Here is a 24,298-nt window from a genome sequence, read left to right as displayed (position 1 = left end):
CCTCCGTCCCTAATGAAGCAATCGTCGACGAACGCAAGGTGGTAACCGTGCAGGAGACGACGATCGATTGGACGGAAGTGATCGCGCGGGCCCCCGATGGGGTGGTCTGCGCGGACGAACGTGGGCGGATCGTGTACGCCAATCCAGCGGCGGAGCGACTCCTTGGGCGCTTGCCCGGAGAGCTCGTCGGTGAATCGTTCCCCGAGCTCGTGGCGCTGCCCGGAGGGCAAGCGCATCGCTGGGACGAGGCGACGGTCGCGCCGGAGCGCGCCATCGGGCACCGCAAGGACGGGACAGACGTGCCGCTCGAAGTGTCGCTCGTTCCACCCGGGAGCCGCGCGTTCGCGACGGCGTTCGTGCGGGACCTGTCGGCGAGTGATCGTTCGGTCACGACGAAGCTGCTGACCGCCGAGCGCGAGTCGTTCCTGTCGATGGCCGCGCATCAGCTCCGCGCGCCGATCCAGCCCGTGCTGAACTCGCTCCGGACGATCGAGCGCGCGCTCGCGCTCGGCAAGGCGCCGCCCGACGGGACGATGGCGCGCGCGCTCAGGCAAACGCTCCGGCTCGGGCGGCTCGTGGACGCGATCCTGAGCGACGCCGCGGCGATCGAGCGAGGCACGCTGGAGGTGCACGTGTCGGCCTTCGATCTCGCGGTCTTCACGCGCGACGTCGTGGAGGACTTCCGCCTGGCCGCGCCGACGCAGCGGCTCGAGTACCACGGGCCCGGCGACGGGGTGCCCGTGATGTCCGATCCGGATCGGGTGCATCAGATCCTGATCAGCCTCATCGACAACGCGATGAAGTACTCGGGGCGGCAGCGCGTGGTGACGGTGGAGGTCGAGGGGACGGAGTCGCGCGTCCGGGTGCGCGTGATCGATCAAGGGATCGGGATCCCCGCGGCGGAGCAAGCCAACGTGTTCGGCAAGTTCTACCGCGGCTCGAACGTGCCGAGCTCGGCGAGCGGGCTCGGCGTGGGGCTCTATCTCGCGCAAGGGCTCGCGAAGCGGCTGCACGGGAGCTTGACGGTCGCGAGCGAGGTGGGGCGAGGGAGCGCCTTCTCGCTGGTGCTGCCGAGGCACTGGCCGGAGGGCCCAGGCGTGGCGGCGACCCATCGGGGGAACCACGATGAAAGCCGCCCGCCGCATTGAGCCGAGCCACGAGGCGCTCGCCGCGAGGCTCGCCGAGGCCCAGGAGGAAAACGAGCGCCTCCGCCGGGAAAACGAGCGGCTCGCACAAGAGCGCGCGGCGCGCGAGGCCGCCGCGGAGGAGGCGCGGCTCGAGCTCGGGACGTTCTTCGCGCTCGTCGCGCACCAACTCAAAAGCCCGCTTTTGCCGCTGGAACTCTCGCTCACGACGATCGCGCGGGCGCTCGAACGAGGGACGAGCGTGCCGCCCGATACGTTCCCGCGGACGATGCGGCAAGCGCGCAGGCTGGGCCGTTTGATCGACGCGCTGCTCGTGGATTTGCCCCGCATCGAGGACGGATCGCTGCGCGTGGCAGCGCTCTCGTTCGACCTCCGAGAGCCGGTGCGGCGGGCGGTGGGCGAGGCGAAGCTGATGCTGGAGTCCCGGACGTTCGCGCTGCACGAGCCCGCTGCGCCGGTGCGCGTGCGGTGCGATCCGGAGCGGGTGGAGCAGATCGTGACGTCGCTCGTGGAGAACGCGGTGAAGTACTCGCCGCCCGAGGCGCCGATCTCGGTGCGGGTGATCTCCGAGGACGCGACGAACGCGACGGTGGTCGTGGAGGACCGGGGGATCGGCATCCCGGCGCGCGAGCTCGGCCAGGTGTTCACGAAGTTCTATCGGGGTTCCAACGCGCCGAGCTACCTGTATCGCGGGCTGGGTGTAGGTCTGTACCTGGCACACCACCTCGCGACGCTCTGCCGAGGCCGTTTGTCGGTCGAGAGCGTGGAGGGGCAGGGGACGATCTGTCGGCTGTGCATCCCGCTCGAAGCGTGATCGGGCGCCTCGACCGTGCGTGCCTTGCTCAGGCTGCGTGGCGCGCCCGTTGCTGAGAGCGCGTGGCGATGCACGAAGATCCTCACAAGTCGGAAATGGGCGGCGCGCACCTCAACGGTCACGGGACCGGGGCCGCGCGGATGGTTCGTCAGGTGAAACGTGCCGACGACAAGCTGGTCGCCTTCGTCGAGGAGCGGCCGCTCGTCGCGCTCGGAGTGGCACTCGCGTTCGGGTACGTGCTCGGCCGCGTGATGACGCGTCAGGGATGAGAACGGAGGGGTTCATGGTTGGCGAGAGACAGCAGAGCGGCACGACGGAACAAGGGGCGGACAAGGGTCCGCTCGCAGCACTCGGGGGCGTCGATCCGAACGAGGTGCTCACGATGGTGAGCAACGTGGCCCGGGCGAACCCGCACGCGGCGCTCGCAGGCGCGGTCGCGGTGGGCTTTCTGCTCGGCGGAGGCCTGACGCCGCGGCTGGTCGGCGCAGCGGCGCTGTTCGCGGCGCGGCGATATTTCCGCGCGACCGTGGAGGAGACGCTCTCGGGGCTCGAGCACGGGCTCGCGGAGCGGATCGGAAGCGCTGGGGCGCGCTGAGCGCCCGAACGGCCAGGATCAGAGGGGGACGCGAGGCGTTCCCCTCGGGCCGAGCTCAGGGCTCGGTCTCCTGCCGCCGTACGAAGCTCGCGCCGCGCGCCTCGAGGAGGCGCTCGACGGCGCCGGCCGCCGCAGGCGAGGCCCGGACCGCGACGAGCGAGCCGCCCATGCCGACGGCATCGTCGAGAAGGCGCGCCTCGAACTCCGGGTGACGCGCTCCCAGAATCCCACCCACCGCCACACCGAGCGCGCCGATGACGCCGGCGCCCGCGGCCGCCGCGACGACGGGGCCCGCGAAGACGGAGCCGGTCGCGGGCACGACGAGCGAGCCCGCGGCGCCGAGCGCGCCCACGATTGCGCCGAGCAGCCCGCCCATCGCAGCGCCGATCGCGGCGCCTTCCGAGGCCTTGCTGCCGAGGTGGAGGCCGAGGTCGCCTCGATGGCCGACGTGCTTGGGGATGACGCTGACGTCGCCGGGCAGGACGCCGAGCGAGGCGAGCTCGGCGAGCGCGCCTTCCGCGTGCGTGCGTTCGAAGAAGAAAGCGATGAGGATCTCGTGTTTCATGGTGCGTCTTCGGCCGCGTGAGGGACGCGGCGCGCGGTCGTCGTTGCCAGGCCTTCCGCGCGGACGAACCGCGCAGCAGCCGCAAAGCCTCGAAGCGTGCAAACCGTGCACGCAGCGCGTACACGGTTCGCACGTCGAGGTGTGTAGAGCGCGCCACGAACGCGGGGCGCGCGCCTTTTCGCTAGCGGTTCTGGCCGACCTCGTTCGACGTGGCGAACGAGCGCTCGCGGACCTGGCTGGCGGCCTGTTCGAGCTCGCCCCGGACGCGCCCGGCGGCGAAGCGCGCGCGGTCCTTGACCCGATCGGCGCCCTGGCGGAGCCGCTCCCGGGTCTCTTCGCCCGGGCGCGGCGCGTAGAGCAGGCCGATGCCCACGCCGAGGGCCACGCCGATGCCGACTCCGATCGAAGCAGGCAACAGCCAGCTCCCCGAGGTCTTGCGCTCGTAAGGGAACGAATCCGACAAACGCTGGATGAAACCGTAGTTCTTCATCGTGCAGGCTCTCCGTCGGGGATGGATCGAAGCCTCACGTGGGAGCGCGGAGCGTGAGGTCGCTGTGGCGACCCGGAGCTCCGCGCGGACAACGAACCACGTGAAGGCCCGATCGAATCCGCGTGGGAGGCCCCAGGCAGCGCGCATGCCACGACGGGAGCGGGCAGGGGGAGCGCACACGGCGCCGCAAGGATGTCCGCGGCGCCGTGCGAGGGGACGATGCGAGAACGCGGGAGCTACTTGCAGAAGCCGTCGATGCAGATCTTGCCCGACGCGCAGGCGAGCCCGGCCGTGGGATCGCACTCGTTTCCGAGGTTACTGTTCGAGCCGCAGACCTGGTGGTCGCCGGACATCGTCGAGACGGTCTTGCAGACGTCGAACGACGGCAGGTTGTTGCAGGCGTTGTCGTTTGGCGGGGCGCACGAGATGTAGCAGGCGTGGTGCAGGCAGATGGAGCCCGCGGCGCAGGCGTCCTGCACGCCATCCTGGTTGCAGTAGAAGGCGGCTGTCTGGTTCGGGATGCAGCCGTTCTCCACCCACACGTCGCCCGGCGGGCAGGTGCCCATGTCGCTGCGCGGGACGCACGCGCCGTCGACGCAGACCTGATCGGCCGAGCCGCAGTCGTTCGTGATGGTGCAGGGCTCGGCGGGCACGGTGCAGACGCCGAGGACCGGGTCGCAGGTGTAGCCGCCGTCGCAGTCGGTGTTGTCGCTGCACGACGGGGTGCATTTGCCGTCGACGCACTTGTTGTTCGCCGGGCACTGGGTCTGGTCCGTGCACTGGTCCGAGGGCGCGGTGCAGACGCCGCTCACGCACGCGTAGCCGGCGCCGAGCGCGCTGCAGTCGGCGTCCGTGCCGCACGCCGCGGGGTTCTGCGGGACGCACTGCGAGGCCTCGCAGGCGTAGCCGTAGACGCAGCCGACGGTGTCGCAGGTGCCCGGCTGGCAGGTGCCGTCGGGCGCGCAGGTCTCCCCCATGGGGCAGTCATCCGGGTTGCCGCACCAGGTGACCGATCCGCCACCCGTGCCGCCGGTCCCGCCGGTCCCGCCCGTGCCGCCGGTCCCGCCCGTGCCACCTGTGCCACCCGTGCCACCGCTGCCCGGCTGGCAGCTCGCCTCCGTGCCCGTGACGACGCACGAAAAGCCTTCGGAGCAGCCCCAGACCGTGCAGTCGCCCGTGTGGCACTGGTTGTCGTTGCCGCACGTCTCGTTCAGGCCGCAGTCACTCGAGTCCCTGCAGCCTCCGTTCGAGCAATCCCCGGAGGTGCAGGGGCCTTCGTTCCACTCGCCGTCGTCGTCGTAGATGGGACAGCCTGCGAGGAACGTCGCCATCATGCCGATGAAGCCCAGCAGAGAAAGTCGCTTCATACCGTCTCCCGAAAAGCACCGACCAAGGCGCGAAGAGAGTGGGCCCGAGCCTTGACGAAGGCCAGGGCAACAGCGGGAGCCTAGCAAGCGACATGCCCTGCACAAGGCCGCGCGATCGCGGCGGTTTTCCGCGTCGGAAGGGGAGATCGGGGGCGCCGCGTGGGGCGGATCGTGAAAGGGCGTTCACGATCGGCTGTGGCATCCAGGATCCGGCGGGCCGGGCGCGTAGGATCCACGGGCCGAGCACGTCGAAGAGTGGAGCAGGACAGGGCAAGCGCGGTAGAAGTAGGGAGCCTGATGCGCCGCGGCGCCGGTCTGTGCGGCCGTTGCGTCCCGGTGCACAAAGAGGAAAGCTGCCAAGTTCCCCATGGAAGTCACCTGCGAGCGCTGCGGCACGGTGTACGACTTCGACGACGCCCTCGTCTCCGAGCGCGGCACCTCCGTCAAGTGCACGACATGCGGGCACCAGTTCAAGGTGCGTCGCGCATCCGTGGGGACCGTCCCCGACACGTGGGTCGTTCGCACCGTCGACGGGCGCGAGATCGAGTTCTCCGCCCTGCGTGAGCTTCAAGGCGCGATCCACGACGGGAAGGTGACCCGCGACGACGTGCTCTCCCGCGGGAGCAGCCGGCCTCGCAGGCTCGGTTCGATCGCCGAGCTAGATCCGTTCTTCAACCGCATCGGCATGACCGTGCCCGGGACCGGGACGACGCCGCCGCCGCCGGGTGCGCGGACGCGAACGAGGACGCCCGCAGGCCTCGGGGGCGGGACGGCGCAGCCGCCGCGGCAAGAAGGTTCGGTCGTGTTCGCGTTGCCCGGGCGCCAGCAGCAAGCCCAAGCGGCCGCGCCTCAGCCTCCGCCCGTGGCGATGGGCGGCGCGCTTCTCGGACGCAGGCCAGGGTCGGTGCGCCCGCCCGCGGCGGCCGGGGCGGACAAGGGCTCGGAGATGCCGGCGCTCACACCGCCGCGCGTGCCGGGCGGGCTCGAAGAGCTGAACACGATGGATGTCGTCGAGGCGCCGGTCTCGACGCGGACGAACGGTGGCTTCGGTTCGCCGCCGCCGATGCGCGCGCCTTCGGGTTCGTCGTCGGAGGAGCGGGGAGGGACCGTGGAGCGGATCAGCGCGTTGCCGCCTCCGCCGCCGCCGCCGCGCAAGCAAGCGGGTTCGGCGCCGATGTTCCCGTCGCCGCCCGTGGAAGGGCCGCCCTTGCCGCGAAAAACCGCGGCGTCAGCGCCGATGTTCCCGCCGCCGGAGGCTCCGCCGCCGGCCCGAAAGGCCGCGGCGTCAGCGCCGATGTTCCCGCCGCCGGAGCCTCCGCCACCGCCGAAAAAGGCGACGCCGGAGCCGCCGCACGTGCAGGAAGCGGGGCCTTCGAGCGGCGAGGATCCGACGCTCATGATGGAGCGGCCGCCGACGAGCGACGGGCCGACGCTGATGATGGATCGTCCGCCGCAGATCACGGCGGCGAAGTCCGCGTTGGCCACGCCCGCGCCGCCGAAGGTCGAGCCGGCGAAGCCGATCTCTTCGAAGACGCCGTCGGCGAAGACGCCGTCGAGCGGGCCCACGTCGCTGCCGCCGTCGTCGGCGCTCCTCCACAACGACGACGTGCTCTCGGTGTCGGGCGTGCCGCCGCGCCGCCCGCATGCGGCGCGCTGGATCGTGGGGGTGCTCTTGCTCGGCGCGGGCGCGCTCGGCGCGGTGATGGTCGGGCGCGAGTACCTGCCGAAGGGGAACGGGGCGGCGGCGCCGACGCCAGGTGACGCGCGGCTCGGAACGTTGCTGGAGCAAGGAGATCGCGATCTGCGCGATGGCGATCTCGACGCGGCGAACGAGTCGTACGTGAAGGCGAGCGCGATCGCGGACGCGGATCTGCGCGTGGCGGTGCGGCTCGCGCGCCTCGCGGCCGTGCGCGCGGACGTGGCGTGGCTCAAGGTGCGGCTCTTGGCCGCGTCGGATCCGGATCTGGCGAACGCGCGGCGCGAGCTCGATCTCGTGGTGGGGCGCGCGAAGCAAGCGGCGGAGCGGGCGCAGTCGATCGCCGCGGCCGACGCGGACGTGACGCGCTGTCGAATCGATGCGCTTCGCATCGCAGGAGACGTCGACGGCGCAAGGAAGCTCGTCGCGACGTTGCCGAAGTCGACCCCGCAGGCGAGCGACGAGCTGCTCTTTGCGACGCTCGATCTGGCCGAGGCTGTGCCGGTGTGGGCGACGGTGATCGAGCGGCTGAAGACCGCGGCGCGGGACGAGCAGAACCTCGGGCGCGCGCGGTCGATGTTGATCTATGCGCTCGCACGGTCGGGTGACGTGGCCGGCGCGAAGGCCGAGCTCGAACGGCTCGCGGCGATGCCGAGGCCGCATCCGCTCGTGGCGTCCTTGCGCGCGTTCGTGGCGAGCGCCGAGAGCGCGAAGAAGCCGGAGGTCGAGGCCGCGAGCCTCAAGGTGGGGGCGGGGGACGACGCGCTGAAGACCGTGACCGAGGCGATCGAGAAAGGTGAGCTCGACAAGGCCGAGCCGCTCTTGAAGGAGCTCGCGGAGAAGACGCCGAAGGACGCGAAGGTGCTGAAGGCGCAGGGGGATCTCGCGCAGAAGAAGCGCGACCGGGCGGCGGCGATCCGGTTCTACGAGCAGGCGGTGGCCGCGGACGGCACGCTGCTCGACGCGGTCGCGGCGCTGGCGGATCTCCGGTGGGAGAACGGCGAGCGCATGACGGCGAGCACGCTGTATCGGAAGATCATCGAGAAGGGCGGCGACGCGAACCCGCACACGAAGCGCGCGAAGGAGCGGCTCGCCAAGTTCGCGGATTCCTGGGAGCCCTAATGAAAAAGCGGCGGGACCGACGGGTGCGTCTGGGGGCGATCGGCGTGACGATCGGAGCGGCGCTCGCGATCGCGGGCGCGGGCTGCGAGGGAAGGCCGCGGAGCACGACGAACGCGCGGGTCTCGTCGGCGCTCACGGGGCCGGCGGTGGTCGAGATCGATCTGTCGCGTGGGGCGCCCGAGTCGTCGCAAGGCGGGCTCTTCGGCTCGCCGCGCGGGCGCACGCACGCCGAGCTCGTGGAGGTGATCGGCGCGGCGAACGAGCGCGAGACGACGAAGGGGTTTTTCGTGAAGCTCGGGACCACAGGGCTCGGGCTCGCGCGGGCGAACGAGGTCGGGCGCCTGCTCGCGTCGGTCCGCAAGGCGAAAAAGCCCGTGGTTTGTCATGCCGACGATCTCGGCAACGCGACGCTCTTGCTCGCGTCCGTGGGCTGCGATCGGGTCTGGGTGAGCCCGGCGGGAGGCGTGGAGTCGGTGGGCATCGCGGCCGAGCTCGTGTTCGGTCATCGCCTGCTGGAGAAGCTCCACGTCGAGGTGAATTTCCTCCAGGTCGGGAAATACAAGGGCGCGCAGGAGCCGTTCACGCGCGACAGCGCGAGCCCCGAGGCGAGGCAGTCGGTCGAGGGCGCGCTGCGTGGGCTGCGCGCGGCGTGGCTGTCGGCGATCGCGGAGGGGCGGGGCAAACCCGCGCTCGCAGACATCGTGGAGGATGGGCCGTTCCCGCCGGAGGAGGCGAAGGCGAAGGGGCTCGTCGACGAGGTCGGCTACGCGGACGAGGCGCGCGAGGAGGCGAAGAAGCTCGCGGGCGCGGAGCGCGTGAGCGTGCGGTTCGGCGGAGGCGCGTCGCCGGAGCCGGTGTCGGGCGGGATCATCGACGTGATCCGGGTGCTCGCCGGGCCGGGCTCGGGCGGAGAGCCGCACGTGGCGATCGTGCCGGCGACGGGCGCGATCTCGATGGGCGGCGCGCCGTCGTCGCCGCTCGGCGGGAGCGAGGGGATCAACGAGCGTGATCTGGGCAAGACGATCGCGCGGCTGGAGAAGGACGAGTCGACGAAGGCGGTGGTGCTGCGGATCGACTCGCCCGGCGGATCGGCGCTCGCGTCGGATCTCCTGTGGAAGCGGCTGATGAAGCTGCGCGGGGACAAACCGCTCGTCGTGTCGGTCGGGGGCATGGCCGCGAGCGGCGGGTATTACCTGGCCTGCGCAGGGACGAAGATCGTTGCAGAACCAACGAGCATCCTCGGGTCGATCGGCGTCGTGTCGGGCAAGTTCGCCGTGGGCAAGACGCTCGAAGAGATCGGCGTGACGACCGAGACGATCGCGGCCGCGCCCGATCCGCTGAAGGCGAAGCGCGCGACGTACATGTCGCCGTTCCAGGGGTGGGACGATCCGACGCGGCAGAAGGTGCTCGGGTCGATGCAGTCGATCTACGATCTGTTCGTCCGGCGCATCTCGGAGGGGCGCGGGATGGCCGTCGAGAAGGTGGCCGAGAGCGCCGAGGGTCGGATTTTCGGTGGCGTCGAGGCCAAGGAGCGGGGTCTCGTCGATGAGCTCGGCGGGCTCGTCGACGCGGTGACGCTCGCGCGAAAGCTCGCGCATCTGCCGGATGATGCGCCGGCCGAGGTGGTGGGCGAGGGCGGGGGGCTCCTGGAGCTCCTGGAAGCGTCGGAGAACGGTGAGGCGGGCGCGGCGCAGGAGAGCGCGGCGGCGAAGGTGGCGCGGCAGGCCGCCGTGGACGCTCTTTTGCCCGAGGTGGGCGCGCTTCTGCCCGAGGTCGCCCGCTATCTGGGGTCGATGGCGCCCCTTCTTTCGGGCGAGCGAACGCTCGCGGCCATGCCGTTCGGCCTGATCGTGCGTTGAGCTCACCGCTCGTCCGCGGCCTCTGATAGCCTGGCCGCGCCCTTCCATGAGCTCATCGGCCCATTTCTCCGCGACGGATGAAGACGCCGCGCCGGTCGCGCGGCGAGCCACCATGCCGCCGCCCGAGCTCGCCGATCGGCCGGCGCCCACCTCGGCAGGTTCGCTCGTGCTGGAGGCGAACCGCACGGAAGAGCCGATCCTGCGGCACAACGGGCCGCGCGCCGAGATCGCCTATCTGCGGGGCAGGGTCGCGCGTTGTCGAGAGGCCGGTGACGCGGCGGGCGAGCGCGAATCCGCGCAGGCGCTGGCGCAGTTGCTCGCGTCGCGCGAGACGGAGCTCGATACGGCCGTGAACACGGCGCGGCGCGCGCTCGAGCTCGGCGAGGACGAGGCGCTGCGTTCGGATGTCGCCGAGTGGCTCGCGGGTCTCGGCGAGCCGGTCGCGGCAGCGGAGGTGCTGCGTGCGTCGGTGCATCCGTCGCGGCCCGCTTCGTCGGCGCAGACGCTCTTGAAGATCGCGGTGCTGCTCGCGCGAGGCGCCGATCCGAAGGGCGCGGCGGCGGCGTTGAAGGAGGCGGCGGCGCTCGATTCGAGCCAGCCCATGCCGCTCGAGCTCATCGGCACGATCGCGGCCTGGGCGCAGGAAGCGATCCCGAAGGCGGACGCGGCGGCGGGGTATTTGACGGCGGCGGCGCGGCACGAGGCGCTCGAAGACGCGGACAGCGCGCTCGAGGATCGGCTGCGCGCGTTCGAGATCGCGCCCGAAGACGAGATGGCGGCGAACACGATGGTGGACGCGCTCGCCGCGCGCGGTGCAGCGGGAGCGGCCGACGAGGCGCTGCGTGATCACGCGCTCGCCGCCTTCCAGACGAACCGGTACCGCGCGCGGCAGGTGCACCTGCGCCGCGTGTCGCGGGCGCTCGACGAGGGGAACGCGGCGCGCGCGATCGCAGCCGTGCTCGACGCGGGGATCGTGGCCGAGGTCGAGAGTGATCTGGGGCTGCTCGCGGATCGCGCTGTCGCGCTGGCGTCACTTGACGGGATCGCCTCGGTGCGGCGTGAGCTCCGGCAGAAGGGCGGGAGCATCGCGTCGATCGCCGCGCGCGCGAAAGGTTCGGAGGTCGCGGCGGCGGCGCTGCTCCAGGCGACGCTCGGCGCGTCGAAGGAGCGCGAGCGTGCCGACGCGCTCGTGCAGATCGCGGCCGAGACGAGCGGAGAGATCAGCGCGAGCCTGCTCGCGGTGGCCGCGGAGGGCTACCTCGGGCTCGGGATCGCGTCGCTCGCGCGGAGGACGGCCGAAGACGCGTGCCTCACGGATCCGACGTCGGCGCGGGCCCTTTCGGCGCTGGCGAGGGCGACGATCGCGCTTCCCGATCTCGACGCGGCAATGGCGGTCGAGGGCGGCGCGTCGACGATGCTCATCCGCTCGACGCTTTGCGAGGGGCTCGCGAAGTCGTTCGAGACGGTCGGGGAGATGGCGCTCGCCGTGACGTGGACGCAGCGCTGGCTCGCGCTCCGACCGGGGTGCCCGGAGGCGATGCGCGAGCTCGTGCGGCTCGCTTCACAGGCGTACGATCCGGACCGGCTGGAGGACGCGCTCGGGTGGGTGCTCGCGCAGCCGCGGCCCCTCGACGACATGGCAAGCCTCTTCGGCGACGCGCTCGCGCTGCTCTTCGAGCTCGACGCGCCGCGGGCGATCGACGTCGGAAGGCGCGCGCTCGACATGTACGGGCCGCGCGTGCCCGGGCTCCGAGGTCGGCTGCTCGCGATGAGTGATCGCGCGGGGGACGCGGCGCTCGGCGTGGTGCTGCTCGAACGGCTCGTGTCGGCCGACACGAAGAACGAGCGCACGATCGAGCGGCTCTTCGATCTGGCGCAGCGGCGCGCGGCGGCGGAGGACTGGGACGGGGCGGCAGCGGAGCTCGCGCGGGCCGCGGGGAAGGGCGCGGAGTCGCATCACCTGCACGAGCACCTCGACGCGCTCGACGACAAGATGCAGCAGAGCGGCGCGTCGCTCGGCTCGGATGGGCTCGTCTCGTTCGTTGAGGCGAGGGTGCGCGCGCTCGGGGAGCTCGTGGATGGGCCGGAGCAGTCGGCCCTGGAGAACCTGTCGAGCGGGCTTCGAGATCTCGGGGCCGTGCGCTGGGATCTCGCGCAGGATCCGGCAGGCGCGGAGGACGCGTTCTGGCGAGCCGCGGTGGCCGCGCCGCGCGGCGGGATGGAGCGGTACGCGCGGGACCTCGTGACCTTCGCGGGATCTTCGGCCGCGCTCGACGCGATCGTGCGGCGCTCGGAGACGCTCACGAACGAGCCGCGCAGGCGCGCGAGCCTGCTCATCGAGGCGGCGAACCTGGCCGTCGCGAACGGGCTGCCGAAGCGCGCGCTCGAGATCGGCGCGAGCGCGATCCAGATCGATCCATCACGCGCCGAGGCGGTGGCGATCGTCGAACGATCGTCCGCCGTGGAGGGTGGGATCGACGTGCTCGATCGCACGTACGACGTGCTCGCCGCGGCCGCGCTCGGTTGTTACGGACGGCGCGCGGCACACTACCGCGGCGCGCGTCAGCTCGAACGGCGAGGCGCCATCGAAGCGGCGCTGCGCCATGCCGTCGCGTGCTTCGAGGCCGTCCCGTCCGAGGGCACGTCGTACTTCCTGATGGCGCGCCTCGCGGAGCGCGGCGGCAACCCCACCGAGGCGATCCGCGCGATCGAGCGTGTCTCCGAGGCGGCCGAAGGAGGCGCGCGGGCCGCGTGGCTTAAGCGCGCCGCCTCGCTCGCGAAGGCCGCGGGCGAAGGCAGCCGCATGCGCTTCGACCTGCTGCTGCGCGCCCTCTCGGCGCGGCCGGACCTCGGGACCGTCGAGGAGATCGGCGAGACGCTGCGCAAGCTCGTCGCGTCCGTGAGCCACGTCGGGCCGCTCGTCGCCCGGTTCGAGAACACGGCCCTCGCCGCGTTGAAACGCACCGACGGGCCGGATGGCGCGCGCGTCGCCGTGGCCCTCGCCAAGGTAGCGTTCAGCGCGCTCGGCGCGCACGCGCTCGGGCTCTCGCTCGTCGAGCGCGCCGTGGCCGCGGACGGCGACATCGACGAGTACGACACGCTCGTCGAGCTCGCGCCCGCGGCTGCGGCGGGCGACGCCGCAGCGGCACGTGCCTTCCTCGAATCGCTGCTGCAAGCCGTCGCCAAGCCTTACGCGAGCGTGGGCGTCGCGCTCCTCCGCCTCGGCGGAAAGCTCGCGCATGCGCTCGGTGATCCGCTCGTCACGGGCACGCTCCTCGTCCAGGCGGCGCGCCGCGCCCCGGAGGACGAGCTGCTCGTGAGCGACGCCGACGCAGCCGTCTTCGCCTCGGGCGACGCGGCGCTCGCGCGTGACCTCGACACCGCTGTCCCTCCCGACGTTCGCCTCGCGGCCCTCTTGCACGTCGCCGAGCGCAGGGAGCGCGAGGGCAACTTCGCCGAATCGATCGAGACACTCGAGCGCGCTCTGCGCTCGCCGAGCATCACGCCCGAGCAACGCGAGGCCGCGCTCTCGAGCATGCGCCGGCTCTTCGTCCTGTCCGAGCGCGCGAGCGAGGCCGAGGCCGTGCTCGCCTCCGAGCTCGCGCGCCAGGACCTCGGGCCCATGTCCCGCGTGCGCATCGCGGTCGACCTCTCGACCATGCTCGCGGGCCGCGGCGAGGACGCAGCCGCGCTCGACGTCCTCAAGCGCATCCTCCAGGACAGCGAGCCGACCGAAGAGCTGCTCGCGACCACGCTGCGCCTCGCGCGCCGCACCGGCGATCGCCCCGCGCAGGTCGCGCTCCTGAACCTCCAGCTCCAGCGCACCGAGGACGCCGTCACGCGCGCCTCCATCCTGCGTGAGCTCGCGGCGCTCCTCGAAGCGCTCGGTGATCACAAGGCCGGCGTCGCCCACCTCAAGGCCGCGAGCGAGCTCGCGCCCGACAATGAGGAGGCCCTCGAAGGCCTCGAAGCGCACGCGGCCTCGCAGGGTGATCACGCCGCCGTCGCCGAGATCCTCGGCAAGCGCATCGCCGCCGCACAGGCGCCCGATCTCCGCCGCACGCTCCGCCTGCGCCGCGCCGCCGTCCTCGAGCAGCGCCTCAGCCGCCTCGAGGACGCTTGCGCCGAGCTCGACGCGCTCCTCGCGGAGACGCCCGACGATCCGAGCGCGCTCCGCTTCCTCGCCGACATCCGCGAGCGCCTTGGATCGCCCCTCCGCGCCGCGCCCCTCTGGCAGCGCCTCGGCGAGCTCTCCGCGAAGACCGACGAGCGCGCCGAATACGGCATCCGCGCCGCGAACGACTGGCTCGCCGGCGGCAACGCCCAGGCTGCGCGCAACATCCTGGAGAGCATCGCGCCCATCGCCGCGCGCGACGCCGTCATCGAGCTGCGCGTCTCCATCGCTCGCCACCAGGGCGACGCCCGCACCCTCTCCGAGGCCCTCGATCAGCTCGCCACCGCCTCCCGCGAGCCCGCGGACAAACGCGCGAGTTACCTCGTCGAGGCGGCCCGCGCCTCCTCCTCGACCGGCGACGAGGCCACCGCCCTCGACCGCGTCCGCCGCGCCGTCCGCCTCGCTCCGCACTCGGCCGAGGCCGTCCTCGAAGCGCGCCGCCTCGAGTACCGCGCGCGTGGCGGCGGCACGCCTCGCGAAGCCCAGCACGCAATCGACGAGCTCATGCGCATCGGCGAGCACCTCACGCCGGAGCAGATGGAGCTCCAGGCGTTCCTCCTCGCCGAGGAGCTCGACGTCATCCAGGGCGGCGGCGCCGGCATGCGCGAGCTCTCGCGCCGGCATGCTGCGTTCGGCCCCGCGCCGCTCATCGCCCTCGGCATGGCCGAGCGCCTCGTACGCAACAAGAACTTCGACGCGGCCTTGCCCCTCTTCGAGCGCGCCTTGAGCGGCGACCTCCGCGGCCTCCGCAGCCGCGGACGTGTCGCCCTCGCCGCGGCCGACGCCGCCCTCGCCGCGGGCCAGCTCGAGACCGCCTCGCGCCTGCTCGACACGGCCGCCGTCGAGCCCGACACCCGCCCGATCGCGATGCGCAAGAAGCTCGAGTTCATCGCGGGGTATGGCGAACCCGAGGCTGCGCGCGCGGCCCTCTTCGACCTCATCCGCCAGAGCGCTGGCCTCGATCGCGCCCGCTTCCTCTACCAGCTCGGCCGCCTCGTCGTCGCCACCGATCCCGACGAGGCCATTCGCCTCTACGCCGACGCCTTCCCCCTCGCGGCCCCCGATCGCAACCTCGCCGCGCAGATCGCCGAGGAACTCGCGCATGCGCGCAGGCCCCGCCTCATCGTCGAGCCCTCCGAGCCTCCGGCTCCGCCTCCGGCCGACGAGCCCCTCGCCGACGATGGCCAGGCCCTCGTCTTCGACCTCGAACAGGCGTTCGAGAACGCCTTCGGCGAAGCCGCGGACGACGACGACGACATCCCGATCCCCCTCGCGGCGAGCGCCATCCGCTCCATGCCGACGGGCCTCCGTCCTCCGCCTCCGCCGACCGAGAAGCCGCTCCCCACGCCGATCGTCGAGGAGCCCTCGCCGCCTGCGCAGCCGCGCGCCCGCACCGCGCCGCCGACCCCCGCGCCGGGCGGCGGACCTGCGCGCGAGACCGCGCTCTTCGAGCAGCTCATGGCCGGCTCGTACGACGCGGGCGAGCGCCTCGTCGAGCTCTACGGCGGCAATGCCGAGGCGCGCTCGCGCGACCTCCTCGTCGTGCGCAAGCACCAGGCCTCCTTGCGCCCCGGCGATCGCGCCACGCTCCAGAAGCTCCACGAGGCTGCCCTGCTCGACCGCAACGGCGCTTATGCCCGCGCCGTCGATCACGTCCTCGCCGGCTTCGATCCGGCCGGCCGCGCCGTCGCGCCGCCACCGCTTTCGGCCCTTGCTTCGGCCCCCGAGCTCGTCCTCGCGCTCCTCTTCCGCAACGTCGAGAGCCCCATCAACGAGGCCCTCGCCATCACCTGGGAGACCGGCCGTTACCGCCGCGAGCCGAGCCACTACGGCCTCACCGGCGCTCTCCGCGTCCAGCCCGGCGCCCCCACCGTCCTCGGCGACGTTTGGGGCTCCGTCACGCGTGTCTTCGGCGCTGCGCGCCCCCCGCTCTTCCACCGCCGCGCTCCCGCTGGCGCCCCGAACCAGGCCGCCCTCAACGTCCAGGTCGCGCTCCTCGCGCCGCCTGCCGTCGTCCTCACCGGCGAGATCCGCGAGGAGACCCCCGAGCTTCGTTACCTCCTCGGCGCCTCCATCGCCGGCGCCATGCCCGAGCACGTCCTCGTCCGCCTCCCCGAGGAGCACCTGCGCACCCTCATCGAGGCCCTCCGCGCCGCCTTCGGCCCCGTCGGCCCCACTGGCGGCACCGACCCCGGCGTCGCGCGACTCGGCCAGGACCTCTGGCAAATCGTCCCGCCTCGTGGCGACCGTCGCCTCCGTGAAATCTTCGCCCAGCCCGACGGCATCACCTACGAGGCCGCCATCGAAAGCGCCCGCCGTGCCGCCCGCCGCGCCGGCTTTTTTGCGAGCGGCGACCTTCCCACGGCGCTTCGCCTCGTCGTCGCCGAGCTCAAGCTCGAGCTCGATATGCCCCTCACGGCCGAGGGGGGCCTTGCGCGGGCTTGCGCGGCGCATCCGGCCCTCGCCGATCTCGTTCGACTGGCCACGCGTAGCGAGTATGCCGAGGCCCGCTTCCGCGCGGCGCCTTCCACCGAAGGGAACAAGAACGGACCGCCGAGCCGCTTCCGTGGCACTTGATGGAAGGGGCTCGCGCGGCGGCCGCTGCGCCGTGCCCCGCCCCAGAAGGAGGTGCCCTTGCTCGTCGCTCGTCCGCTCTCGCCCGCCCTCTCGCCCGCGTGTCGGCTCGAACCTCGCAGCGCGCCTCGAAGGCCCGTGCCGGAGGCATTCCAAGACCTGACAGCGCTGTCAGGGGTGCCGCGCCGTCCGTCTTCGCCTGAAGGCCATTTCCTGGGCCTTGGCCCGCTGGCCCGAAGATCGCTTCATGCGCTTTGGCTCGTCGTACTCGCCCCGGGTTGCCTCGTCACCGCGGAGCCCGTCACGTACGAGCCGCAGCAGACACCGCCGATCCTCGTCGCCTCGGGCCTCGACCCCGATCCGCGCTCCATCCTGCTCGTGGGCGGCGACCTCGGCTTGCCCGAATTTCCGATTGCTGCGTCGGTGGCCTCCGAGGACGCCGGGGAATCCGTCAAGGCCGCTCTTTACATCGATTACGGATTCGAGAACCCCTTGGAACAGCCCTTCCGGAATATCTTGCCGAATTTCCCGGAGCTACCGGCGGCGACGCTGGCGGACGGGCCACGCCCGCTCGTGGGGGTTCTTTACAAGGTGGGCGTGGTTGCGCTTCAGCCCGGCTGCCATCGCCTGACGCTCGTCGTCACGCATGAATTCGATACCAGGACCGGTTGTCCCAAAGACCTCCGGGATTCGAGCCAGATCACCTGGCATTTCCGGCAATGCGACGTCGGCGACTGTCCGCCGGTCCTGGAGAATTGTCCAACCGCCGAAGTTAGCTGCCCGCTCGATCCCACGGTGGTGACGAGCGACCCGAACGACGCCGGGACCACGGGAGGTTGACCTTGAAACGCGCCTTCTCCTTGACTTCTGCTCTCTTCGTGCTAGCGGCCGTGCCCACCCTCTCCGGATGCTTCGCGCTCGGGGGACTCGCGGATGAGGCCGTGAATGCTTGCTCCTCCGACGAGGACTGCGAGGGCGGCGGCGTCTGCGCCAGCGTCGACGGCTTCCAGACCTGCGTCGGGACCAAGGCCGATCTTCCTGGCCTCATCCTCGAAGTGCGCCCCACGGCCGAGGCGAACTCCGGCGCGAACACGCCCTACCTCGTCCCGTTCGGCGGCGAGGGCTTCGTCGACCACTCGAGCGCGGGCCTCGTCGTCGAGCACGACATCCGGCTCTCGCACGTCGTCGTCTCGCCGATCGAGCTCTACGTCGACTACGACTACAAGGGCTGCCCCCTCTCGCCCGAGGGCAAACTCGAAGCAGACTTCACCTTCTTCCGCGACGCCCAGCACGCGGGCCTGCCCGATCACGAGGCCAAGGCCGTCATCCAGGAGGGCAGCACGGACGCCTACTCCGTCGAGATCCCGCCTGGCATCTACGACGTGCACGTCGTCCCGCGCGCGCCTGCGAACTGCCCCGCGCCTCCGCCGCCGCCCATGTACTACCGCGGCATCGACCTCAACCAGGGCGGCAAGATCGACCTCCACCTCTCCGAGGCACCGCGCGTCATCTCTGGCAGCATCGCCTTCCCCGAAGGCAAGGACTTGAACGGCTGGTCCATCGAGGTCGTCGAGCCCAAGCACGGCATCCCCGTCTCGCGCACGCAGGTCCTCACCGTCGACCCGCCCCTCGCGCTCTTCACGAAATACAACCTCGAGTACTACTGGGACTTCGGCCAGGAGAGCTCGCCCATCCTCCGCCTCCGGCCGCCGCCCGACGATCCGGACGCGCCGAAGTTCTTCTGGCAGGTCGCCTCGCTGAGCCCGCTCAACCCCGACAACAAGAACATCCAGGCCGACCTCACCCTCATCGACCTCGACGCCGTCGGCCGCACGGTCACGTCGTACGTCGTCGACGCCCACGACGCCGCCGTCGTCGCGACCGTCTCCTTCCGCAGCCTCGAGCTCTCCGGCAACGCTTCGAACAGCGCCATCTACAGCGCCGTCGTCGACACCGACAACGAGGGCATCTTCACGGCGCTCCTCCCGCCCGGCAAGTACCGCGTCACCACGCACCCCACCTTCGACCTCACGAAAGCCGTCACCACCGAGGACGGCTTCGAGGTCCCCGCCGACGGCGACTGCGTCTGCGGCAAGGGTTTTACGGTCCACGACAAATCCGTCGTCTCCGGCGAGGTCGTCCTGCCGAACGGCAGCCCCCTCTCGATGGGCTCGGCCTCCGTTTTTCCTTCGCGAACGCCTGCGCGCCCGTACCTCTCGCGCAGCCTCCTCGCCGACGCGCCGGCCTCGCAGCCGATGTCAACGCCGCTCGGCTTCGCGGGCGAGTTCTCCTTGCTCGCCGATCCTGGCCTTGCCGATCTGCTCGTCGTCCCGCCGCCTGGCTCGCTCTATCCGTGGATCGCGAACCCGCAGGCCAAGGTCGTGGTCGGCCAGGCCGTCAACTTCGACACGCTCGTCCTCCCGTATCCCGTCGTGCTCCGCGGCGAGGTCCGTGATCCCCTGGGACAGATCGTGCCGAATGCGACCCTTCGCGCGTGGATGCCGGTCAAGGCATCGGGCACCGAGGAGACCGTGGTGATTCAGATTGCGGAGGGAGCCACGGATTTCGACGGTCGTTACCAGTTGCCCCTCGCTCCGTCCCTCGCGCTTTCGAGGTAGGCCCGCGTGCTGCCACGCGTCTGCGTCCCGGGGGTACACGCTCGCCTCGGTCCGGGATAGGCTGGAGGCGTGGCGGAGTCCGACACCGGTGGTAGGGACGAGGCGGCGCGCGGACGAGGGTCTTCCGAGGACGTGAGCCGCGGGCCCTTGGCCGACAAAGAGAGCGCGCGGAGCGACGTCGACCCAACGTCGCGACGCCCGACCGATCGAGACCTCGCGGGCGTCCTCCACGAGGTCTCGAACGCGCTCACCGTCGTGCTCGGATGGATCGACCGCGCGCGCGGCGAGATCGACTCGCTCCCCACCGTCGAGGACGCGCTCGCCATCGCGGCATCACGCGCGCGCCATGCGCGGCAGATCGTCCGCCGTGCGATCGGCGCCGACGTCCCTGACGACGTCCCTGCGTCCGTCGCGTCGATCCTCGCCGAGGCTGCGAAGGGCTGCGAGCCCGAGGCCAAGCGTGGCGGCGTCGAGCTCCGCACCTCGCTCGACCCTGCACTCGAAATGGCGCATTTGCCGGGCACTTCCGTCATCTTGCAGATCCTCACGAACCTCCTGCTCAACGCTGTCGCCGTCTCGCCTGCGCGTGGCGCCGTGCTCCTCGACGCGAAGCTCGACGGACTCGACGACGTCGTTTTCGGCGTGACCGACGAAGGCCCCGGCGTGCCCGTCGAGCGCCGCGCGAACCTGCTCGACGCGGGCGTCACCACGCGCGCGGGTGGCGCGGGCATCGGCCTTCGTTTCGCGGCGGCGCTCGCGCGCGAGTCGGGCGGAACGCTCTCGCTCGTGCGTGCCGAGCCTTCTGCGCGCTTCGAGCTTCGCTGGCCTCGCCGCCCCTCCTCGCCGCCGGCGCCGCCGCACTCGGCCCGCAAGCCTGCGATGGTCCTCGCGGGCAAACGTATCCTCATCGTCGAGGACGACGACGCCGTCTTCGATCTGCTCGAGGCGGCGCTCGCGGCGCGTGGCGCGACCATCGTGCATGCGCGCACGCGTGCCGAGCTTGGAGGTGCGTTGAAGACGGGCACTCTCGACGCGGCGCTCTGCGACCTCTCGCCGTTCGGTGCGGACGTGCCCGGCGCGCTCGTGGAGATCCGCGAGACGCACCCATCCGTGCGGATCGTCCTCATCTCGGGCAACGTGCGAGACCTCTCGGGTTTGCCCGCGTCCTTCGAGGTCAAAGCCGTGCGCAAGCCCTTCGAGATCGGCGAGATTGTAGCGGCGCTCACGGTTTGATGGGTGTGCTCGACGGCCTCGTGAAAAAAGTGTTTGACATTGGAGGCGGAACGGGTAGGTTCCGTCGCCTCGAAGCAAGCGGTTCCGAGCGAAGGTGGCGGAATTGGCAGACGCACTAGCTTGAGGTGCTAGCGGGTAACACCGTGGGGGTTCAAGTCCCCCCCTTCGCACCCCGAAACGGTCCACACGGACCGCGAGTCAGAAAGAGAAAAGGGCCGGTCACCGTAAGGTGCCGGCCTTTTTCGCGTTTGGGGGTTTCGACATGTCCTTGCGTCTCCTACGTCCGGCGTCTTTTTCCCTTCCGCTCGCGCTCCTCGCGCTCACCGCCTGCGCGGCGGCCCCGAAGTCCTCGGACGCCCCGACCACGGCGACCGAGTTCGCGGCCGAGCCCGCGCCGGCGCCGGCGCCGCCGCCGCCTGCGGCCACGGCCATGGCCCCGTCGGAGGTCTCCTCCGACGACCTGCGGACCCCGGACGACGCCCAGATGGCCCTTTCGCGCTGGGAGAGCACGTTCCTCAACGTGATGGGCGTGCCGGACGAGGAAAGGAAGTCCTCGGCTGCCGCGGATGCGCCTCCAGCGCCGCAGCACAAGCGAGCGCCTGCGGCGCCTACCAAGCCGACGACGCCTGCGCCCGAGGGCATGTCGGCGGCGGGCGGCGACGAGAGCCCCTGCCATGGCGCGTGTCGCGCGTACGCCTCGATGAAACGCGCCGCCACGCGCCTCTGCGACCTCGCTGGAAAAGAGGACGATCGTTGTGCCGCCGCGCAGGAGCGCATCGATCGCGCGAGTGAGCGGCTCAAGGCGGCTTGCCCGCGGTGCGAAAGCATCCGCGACTAGTCAATTTTCCGACGCTACATTCTCGTCGGACGATTCCAATCGTTGCCCTCGCTTTCGGGGCTTCCTAGGATCCATTCGGACGCGCCCTTCCCGTGCGTGTCCCACGTCCTCGGACTTCCCAAAGCAAGGGTCAACGATGCGCTTTTTTTCCTCCTTCTCGGCAAGCTTGATGGTCCTCGCGCTCGGCGGGACGGCGTTCGCCGCCTCCGGGCCGCGCACACTGCTCGAGGTGGGTTCGTTCGCGCCCGCCGCGCAGAAGTCGCTCGCCTCGGTCAAGGGTGCGGAGCCCCAGGCGCTCGAGGCCTCGGCGCGCACCATCCTCGCGGAGCGCGCGCCCTGGTCGCAGAGCCTCTCGCTCGGCCCTGCGCGCAACGCGACGCTGCGTGACGGCCGGCGCATCGTCAAGATGCCGCAGATGCACCAGGGCGTGCCCGTGCTTCATCGTGGCGCCACGGTCTCGTACGGCGACGACGGCATCGCGCATATCGTCACGGCGCGCCTCGCCGAGGACCTGCCCGCCGACGTCGTGCCCGCGCTTTCGGCCGAGGACGTCGCTGAAAAAGCCTCCAAATCGGCCGGCATCAAAATGAACCCCAAGACGGCCCGGCTCGTGATTTGGCCTTCGGGCGGCGGCAATGTCCTCGCCTGGCATTTTTATGCGCCCGGTCTTCCCATGCCGTATGCGCCTGTGGTCGTCGTCGACGCGAAGACCGGCGACGTCGTCGCGCGCTACAACGCGGCCGTCTCGGTGCACCAGGCCGACGTCTTCCCGTCGAACCCGGTCAAATCGCCGCAGACGAAGACCATCACGCTGAACTTGCCGGACGGGGCCGACCAACTCTCGAGCCCCCTCGTCGTCGCGCGCAATTGCATCGACATGAAGACGACGACGACCATCATGGGTATCACCATCCACACCTGTGAGCTCGTGCATACGGTGACGGCGGACTCGGGGTCGCTCGATTTCACGTCGACGACGCCGGCCGAGGACACGGCGGCCGAGGATCCGTTCTCGGAGCTCCACATGTATGCGCACACCGAGATCGCATACCGGTTTTTCCGGACCTTCAAGCCCGATTTCCTGGTCCAGGCGGGCCCGCTCGACGCGGTCGCGAACCTGCGCATGCCCGACGGCCTCTTCGGCGGCAATCCGGCCAATATCGGCAACCCCAACGTTCCCCTCGTTCCCTTCCAGAATGCCTTCTTTTCGCCGCCGGATTCCTTGGGCTCGCTCTTCAACATCTCGGGCGGCGCCATGATGTTCGGCCAGGGCCCGGTCAAGGATTACGCCTACGACGGCGACGTCATTTACCACGAGTTCACGCACGCCGTCGTCAATGCGACGATCCAGCTCGTCGGCACCCCGCACCTCGACGCGTATGGCATCGTCTACTCGCCGGGCGGCATGAACGAGGGCCTCGCCGATTACTTCTCGTCGGCCATCACCGGCGATCCCGACGTCGGCGAATACGCCGTTCTGGACGCCGATCCGAGCGGCAAGGCCATTCGCAGCCTCGCGGCCCCCGACGCCTGTCCCACGGCCATCGCGGGCGAGGTCCACCAGGACGCGACCCTCTTCTCCGGCGCGCTCTGGGACGTCCGCAAGGGTTTGACCGAGGTGCAGAAAGGCGAGCTCGACCTCGCCGTCTTCGCCGCGATGGAGGCCGCGCCCTCGGGCGACCTCCATTACCACGACATGGCCGAGCTCATCCTTGCCCAGGTCAAGACCTCCGCGCTCGGCGACGCCGTCGCCACCCAGCTCGAGGCGGCCTTCACCACGCGCGGCGTCCTGCCCGAGTGCAAGCGTATCCTCGAATTCACCGGCTCCACGATGCAGGGCCCGCTCCTCGTCGGCACCAGCGGCGGCGCCCCCCTCGGCGTCTGGTTCGCGCCGAGCGTGGCTGCGGCGAACGTCGGCTCGAACCAGCAGGGGTACGTGCCCGGCGTCGTCCAGGTCCGCGTGACCCTGCCGGAGAACACCGACGCGCTCACCATCGATTTCGACGGCGCGACCACGGGCGGCGGCTCTCCGTTTGGCGGCGGCAGCTTCGAGCCCAGGGTCCTCGTCCGCTTTGGCGAGGAGCCCCTCCAGTTCACGTATGGGCCCTTCAAAGCGACGGACGACACCGTCGTCCTCACGCCGGACGGCGGCGGCTCCCAGGGCGTGAATGCGTACACCACCACGGCGCAGGTCCCGGCCGGCACGAAGACGGCGTACGTGATGATCGCCAATTCCGGCGACGGCGACGGCCTCTTCACGAACCTGACCTTCACCCCGGACCAATCGTCGGGCGTGGGCGGCGCCGGTGGTGCGGGCGGCGCGGGCGGCGCGGGTGGCGCCGGTGGCGCGGGTGGCGCCGGTGGCGCCGGTGGCAGCGGCGCGGGCGGCAACCCGGCCACCCCGCCCGTCAATGACGATGGGAGCTGCGACTGCTCGGTCCCCGGCTCCTCCAGCGTCCCGGCGGGCGCCTCGCTCGCCGCCTTCGCGGCCGTCGCGGCGCTCCTCGCGCGTCGCCGTCGCCAGAGCTGACCGGAAACGAAGCGCGCGGGCGCTACGGCAACCGCACGAGCGCCCGCGCTTCTTCCAGGCTCCTCACCACAACATCCGCGATCTCCACGAACGCGGCCCCATCCCCCTCGGGCACCGCGATCACCGCCATCCCCGCGGCCTTCGCGGCCCGCACCCCGTTCTTCGAATCCTCCAGCGCGAGGCACCCCTCGGCCCCGACCGAAAGCCGCTCCGCCGCGCGCAAATACACATCCGGCCACGGCTTCGCCCGCGGCACCTCCTGCCCGGACACCGTCACGTCGAAATGGTCCGTCAGGCCAAACCTTTTCAGGCTCGCGTCGATCAGCCGCCGCGGCGACGACGACGCGAGCCCGATCGGCAGCCGCCCCCGCGCCTCGTCGAGGAACGCCCGGGCAAACGGCTTCAGCGAAAGACTCTCCACGTGCGCGAGGAAGCGATCCTCGAGCTCCGCCACGTCGCGCGCCTCGTCCACCGGAAAGCCGATCTGCTCCCCCATGATGTGCACGATCCGCCCGATCCCTTGCCCCGTGCAGGCGAGGGCCATCTCGTCGGTCCACTCGCCCCCGCGTGCGCGGGCGAACGCGCGCTCCACGTGGTGCCAGAGCGGCTCCGAGTCGACGAGCAGCCCATCCATGTCGAAGATCAGCGCGCGCGGGGAGAATCGGCTCATGTCGAGCC

General features: G+C 71.2%; 16 protein-coding genes and 1 tRNA gene. 13 read left to right on the top strand and 4 right to left on the bottom strand.

Annotated features, from left to right (window positions below; all coding sequences use genetic code 11):
* Positions 1–47 precede the first annotated feature (47 nt).
* From KEG57_RS20985 to KEG57_RS20970, 4 genes are all read left to right on the top strand, one after another.
* Positions 48–1,148: a PAS domain-containing sensor histidine kinase gene (locus tag KEG57_RS20985; protein ID WP_272421360.1), complete on the top strand. Its 1,101-nt coding sequence runs from the start codon at positions 48–50 to the stop codon at positions 1,146–1,148.
* Positions 1,126–1,959, top strand: a complete 834-nt coding sequence (locus KEG57_RS20980; protein ID WP_272421361.1) for a sensor histidine kinase — start codon at positions 1,126–1,128, stop codon at positions 1,957–1,959. The genes KEG57_RS20985 and KEG57_RS20980 overlap by 23 nt, the downstream gene beginning before the upstream one ends.
* Before the next feature lie 68 nt (positions 1,960–2,027).
* Entirely contained in the window at positions 2,028–2,228 is a 201-nt protein-coding gene (locus KEG57_RS20975; RefSeq protein ID WP_272421362.1) for a hypothetical protein, read from the top strand.
* 14 nt (positions 2,229–2,242) lie between these two features.
* The gene (locus KEG57_RS20970) at positions 2,243–2,554 is read left to right on the top strand and encodes a hypothetical protein (protein ID WP_272421363.1); all 312 of its coding nucleotides are present in this window, start codon (positions 2,243–2,245) and stop codon (positions 2,552–2,554) included.
* A 55-nt stretch (positions 2,555–2,609) separates the two neighbouring features.
* Here KEG57_RS20970 and KEG57_RS20965 read toward each other — a convergent pair whose 3' ends face one another.
* The 3 genes from KEG57_RS20965 to KEG57_RS20955 form a co-directional block, all read right to left on the bottom strand.
* Positions 2,610–3,119 (bottom strand): hypothetical protein, encoded by a 510-nt coding sequence (locus KEG57_RS20965; protein ID WP_272421364.1) that lies wholly within the window; start codon positions 3,117–3,119, stop codon positions 2,610–2,612.
* Positions 3,120–3,300: 181 nt separating this feature from the next.
* Positions 3,301–3,609 (bottom strand): YtxH domain-containing protein, encoded by a 309-nt coding sequence (locus KEG57_RS20960; protein WP_272421365.1) that lies wholly within the window; start codon positions 3,607–3,609, stop codon positions 3,301–3,303.
* A 236-nt stretch (positions 3,610–3,845) separates the two neighbouring features.
* A complete protein-coding gene (locus KEG57_RS20955) occupies positions 3,846–4,976 on the bottom strand; it encodes a hypothetical protein (protein ID WP_272458728.1) in 1,131 nt (376 codons plus the stop codon).
* Between the two features lie 367 nt (positions 4,977–5,343).
* On the opposite strand from KEG57_RS20955, the gene KEG57_RS20950 reads away from it, so the two are divergent.
* From KEG57_RS20950 to KEG57_RS20910, 9 genes are all read left to right on the top strand, one after another.
* On the top strand, positions 5,344–7,794 hold the full coding sequence (locus KEG57_RS20950) for a zinc-ribbon domain-containing protein (protein ID WP_272458727.1): 2,451 nt from the start codon (positions 5,344–5,346) through the stop codon (positions 7,792–7,794).
* The gene (sppA, locus tag KEG57_RS20945; protein ID WP_272421368.1) at positions 7,794–9,653 is read left to right on the top strand and encodes a signal peptide peptidase SppA; all 1,860 of its coding nucleotides are present in this window, start codon (positions 7,794–7,796) and stop codon (positions 9,651–9,653) included. The genes KEG57_RS20950 and sppA overlap by 1 nt, the downstream gene beginning before the upstream one ends.
* Before the next feature lie 46 nt (positions 9,654–9,699).
* Entirely contained in the window at positions 9,700–16,404 is a 6,705-nt protein-coding gene (locus KEG57_RS20940; RefSeq protein ID WP_272421369.1) for a hypothetical protein, read from the top strand.
* 57 nt (positions 16,405–16,461) lie between these two features.
* Positions 16,462–17,241, top strand: a complete 780-nt coding sequence (locus KEG57_RS20935; protein ID WP_272421370.1) for a hypothetical protein — start codon at positions 16,462–16,464, stop codon at positions 17,239–17,241.
* Positions 17,242–17,243: 2 nt separating this feature from the next.
* A complete protein-coding gene (locus tag KEG57_RS20930) occupies positions 17,244–19,019 on the top strand; it encodes a carboxypeptidase-like regulatory domain-containing protein (RefSeq protein WP_272421371.1) in 1,776 nt (591 codons plus the stop codon).
* A 69-nt stretch (positions 19,020–19,088) separates the two neighbouring features.
* Positions 19,089–20,252, top strand: coding sequence for an ATP-binding protein (locus tag KEG57_RS55655; protein WP_272421372.1), 1,164 nt, complete (start codon positions 19,089–19,091; stop codon positions 20,250–20,252).
* Between the two features lie 88 nt (positions 20,253–20,340).
* Positions 20,341–20,422 (top strand) — tRNA-Leu (locus KEG57_RS20920).
* Positions 20,423–20,514: 92 nt separating this feature from the next.
* Complete coding sequence (locus tag KEG57_RS20915) at positions 20,515–21,090, top strand: hypothetical protein (RefSeq protein WP_272421373.1); 576 nt, start codon at positions 20,515–20,517, stop codon at positions 21,088–21,090.
* 136 nt (positions 21,091–21,226) lie between these two features.
* Positions 21,227–23,620, top strand: coding sequence for an MYXO-CTERM sorting domain-containing protein (locus tag KEG57_RS20910; protein ID WP_272458726.1), 2,394 nt, complete (start codon positions 21,227–21,229; stop codon positions 23,618–23,620).
* Positions 23,621–23,642: 22 nt separating this feature from the next.
* Here KEG57_RS20910 and KEG57_RS20905 read toward each other — a convergent pair whose 3' ends face one another.
* Positions 23,643–24,290 (bottom strand): HAD family hydrolase, encoded by a 648-nt coding sequence (locus tag KEG57_RS20905; RefSeq protein WP_272421375.1) that lies wholly within the window; start codon positions 24,288–24,290, stop codon positions 23,643–23,645.
* Positions 24,291–24,298: the final 8 nt, after the last annotated feature.

The organism is Polyangium jinanense (assembly GCF_028435365.1).
The sequence above is the reverse complement of the archived record's forward strand: the minus strand, read 5'-3'. Positions and strand labels throughout refer to the sequence as shown.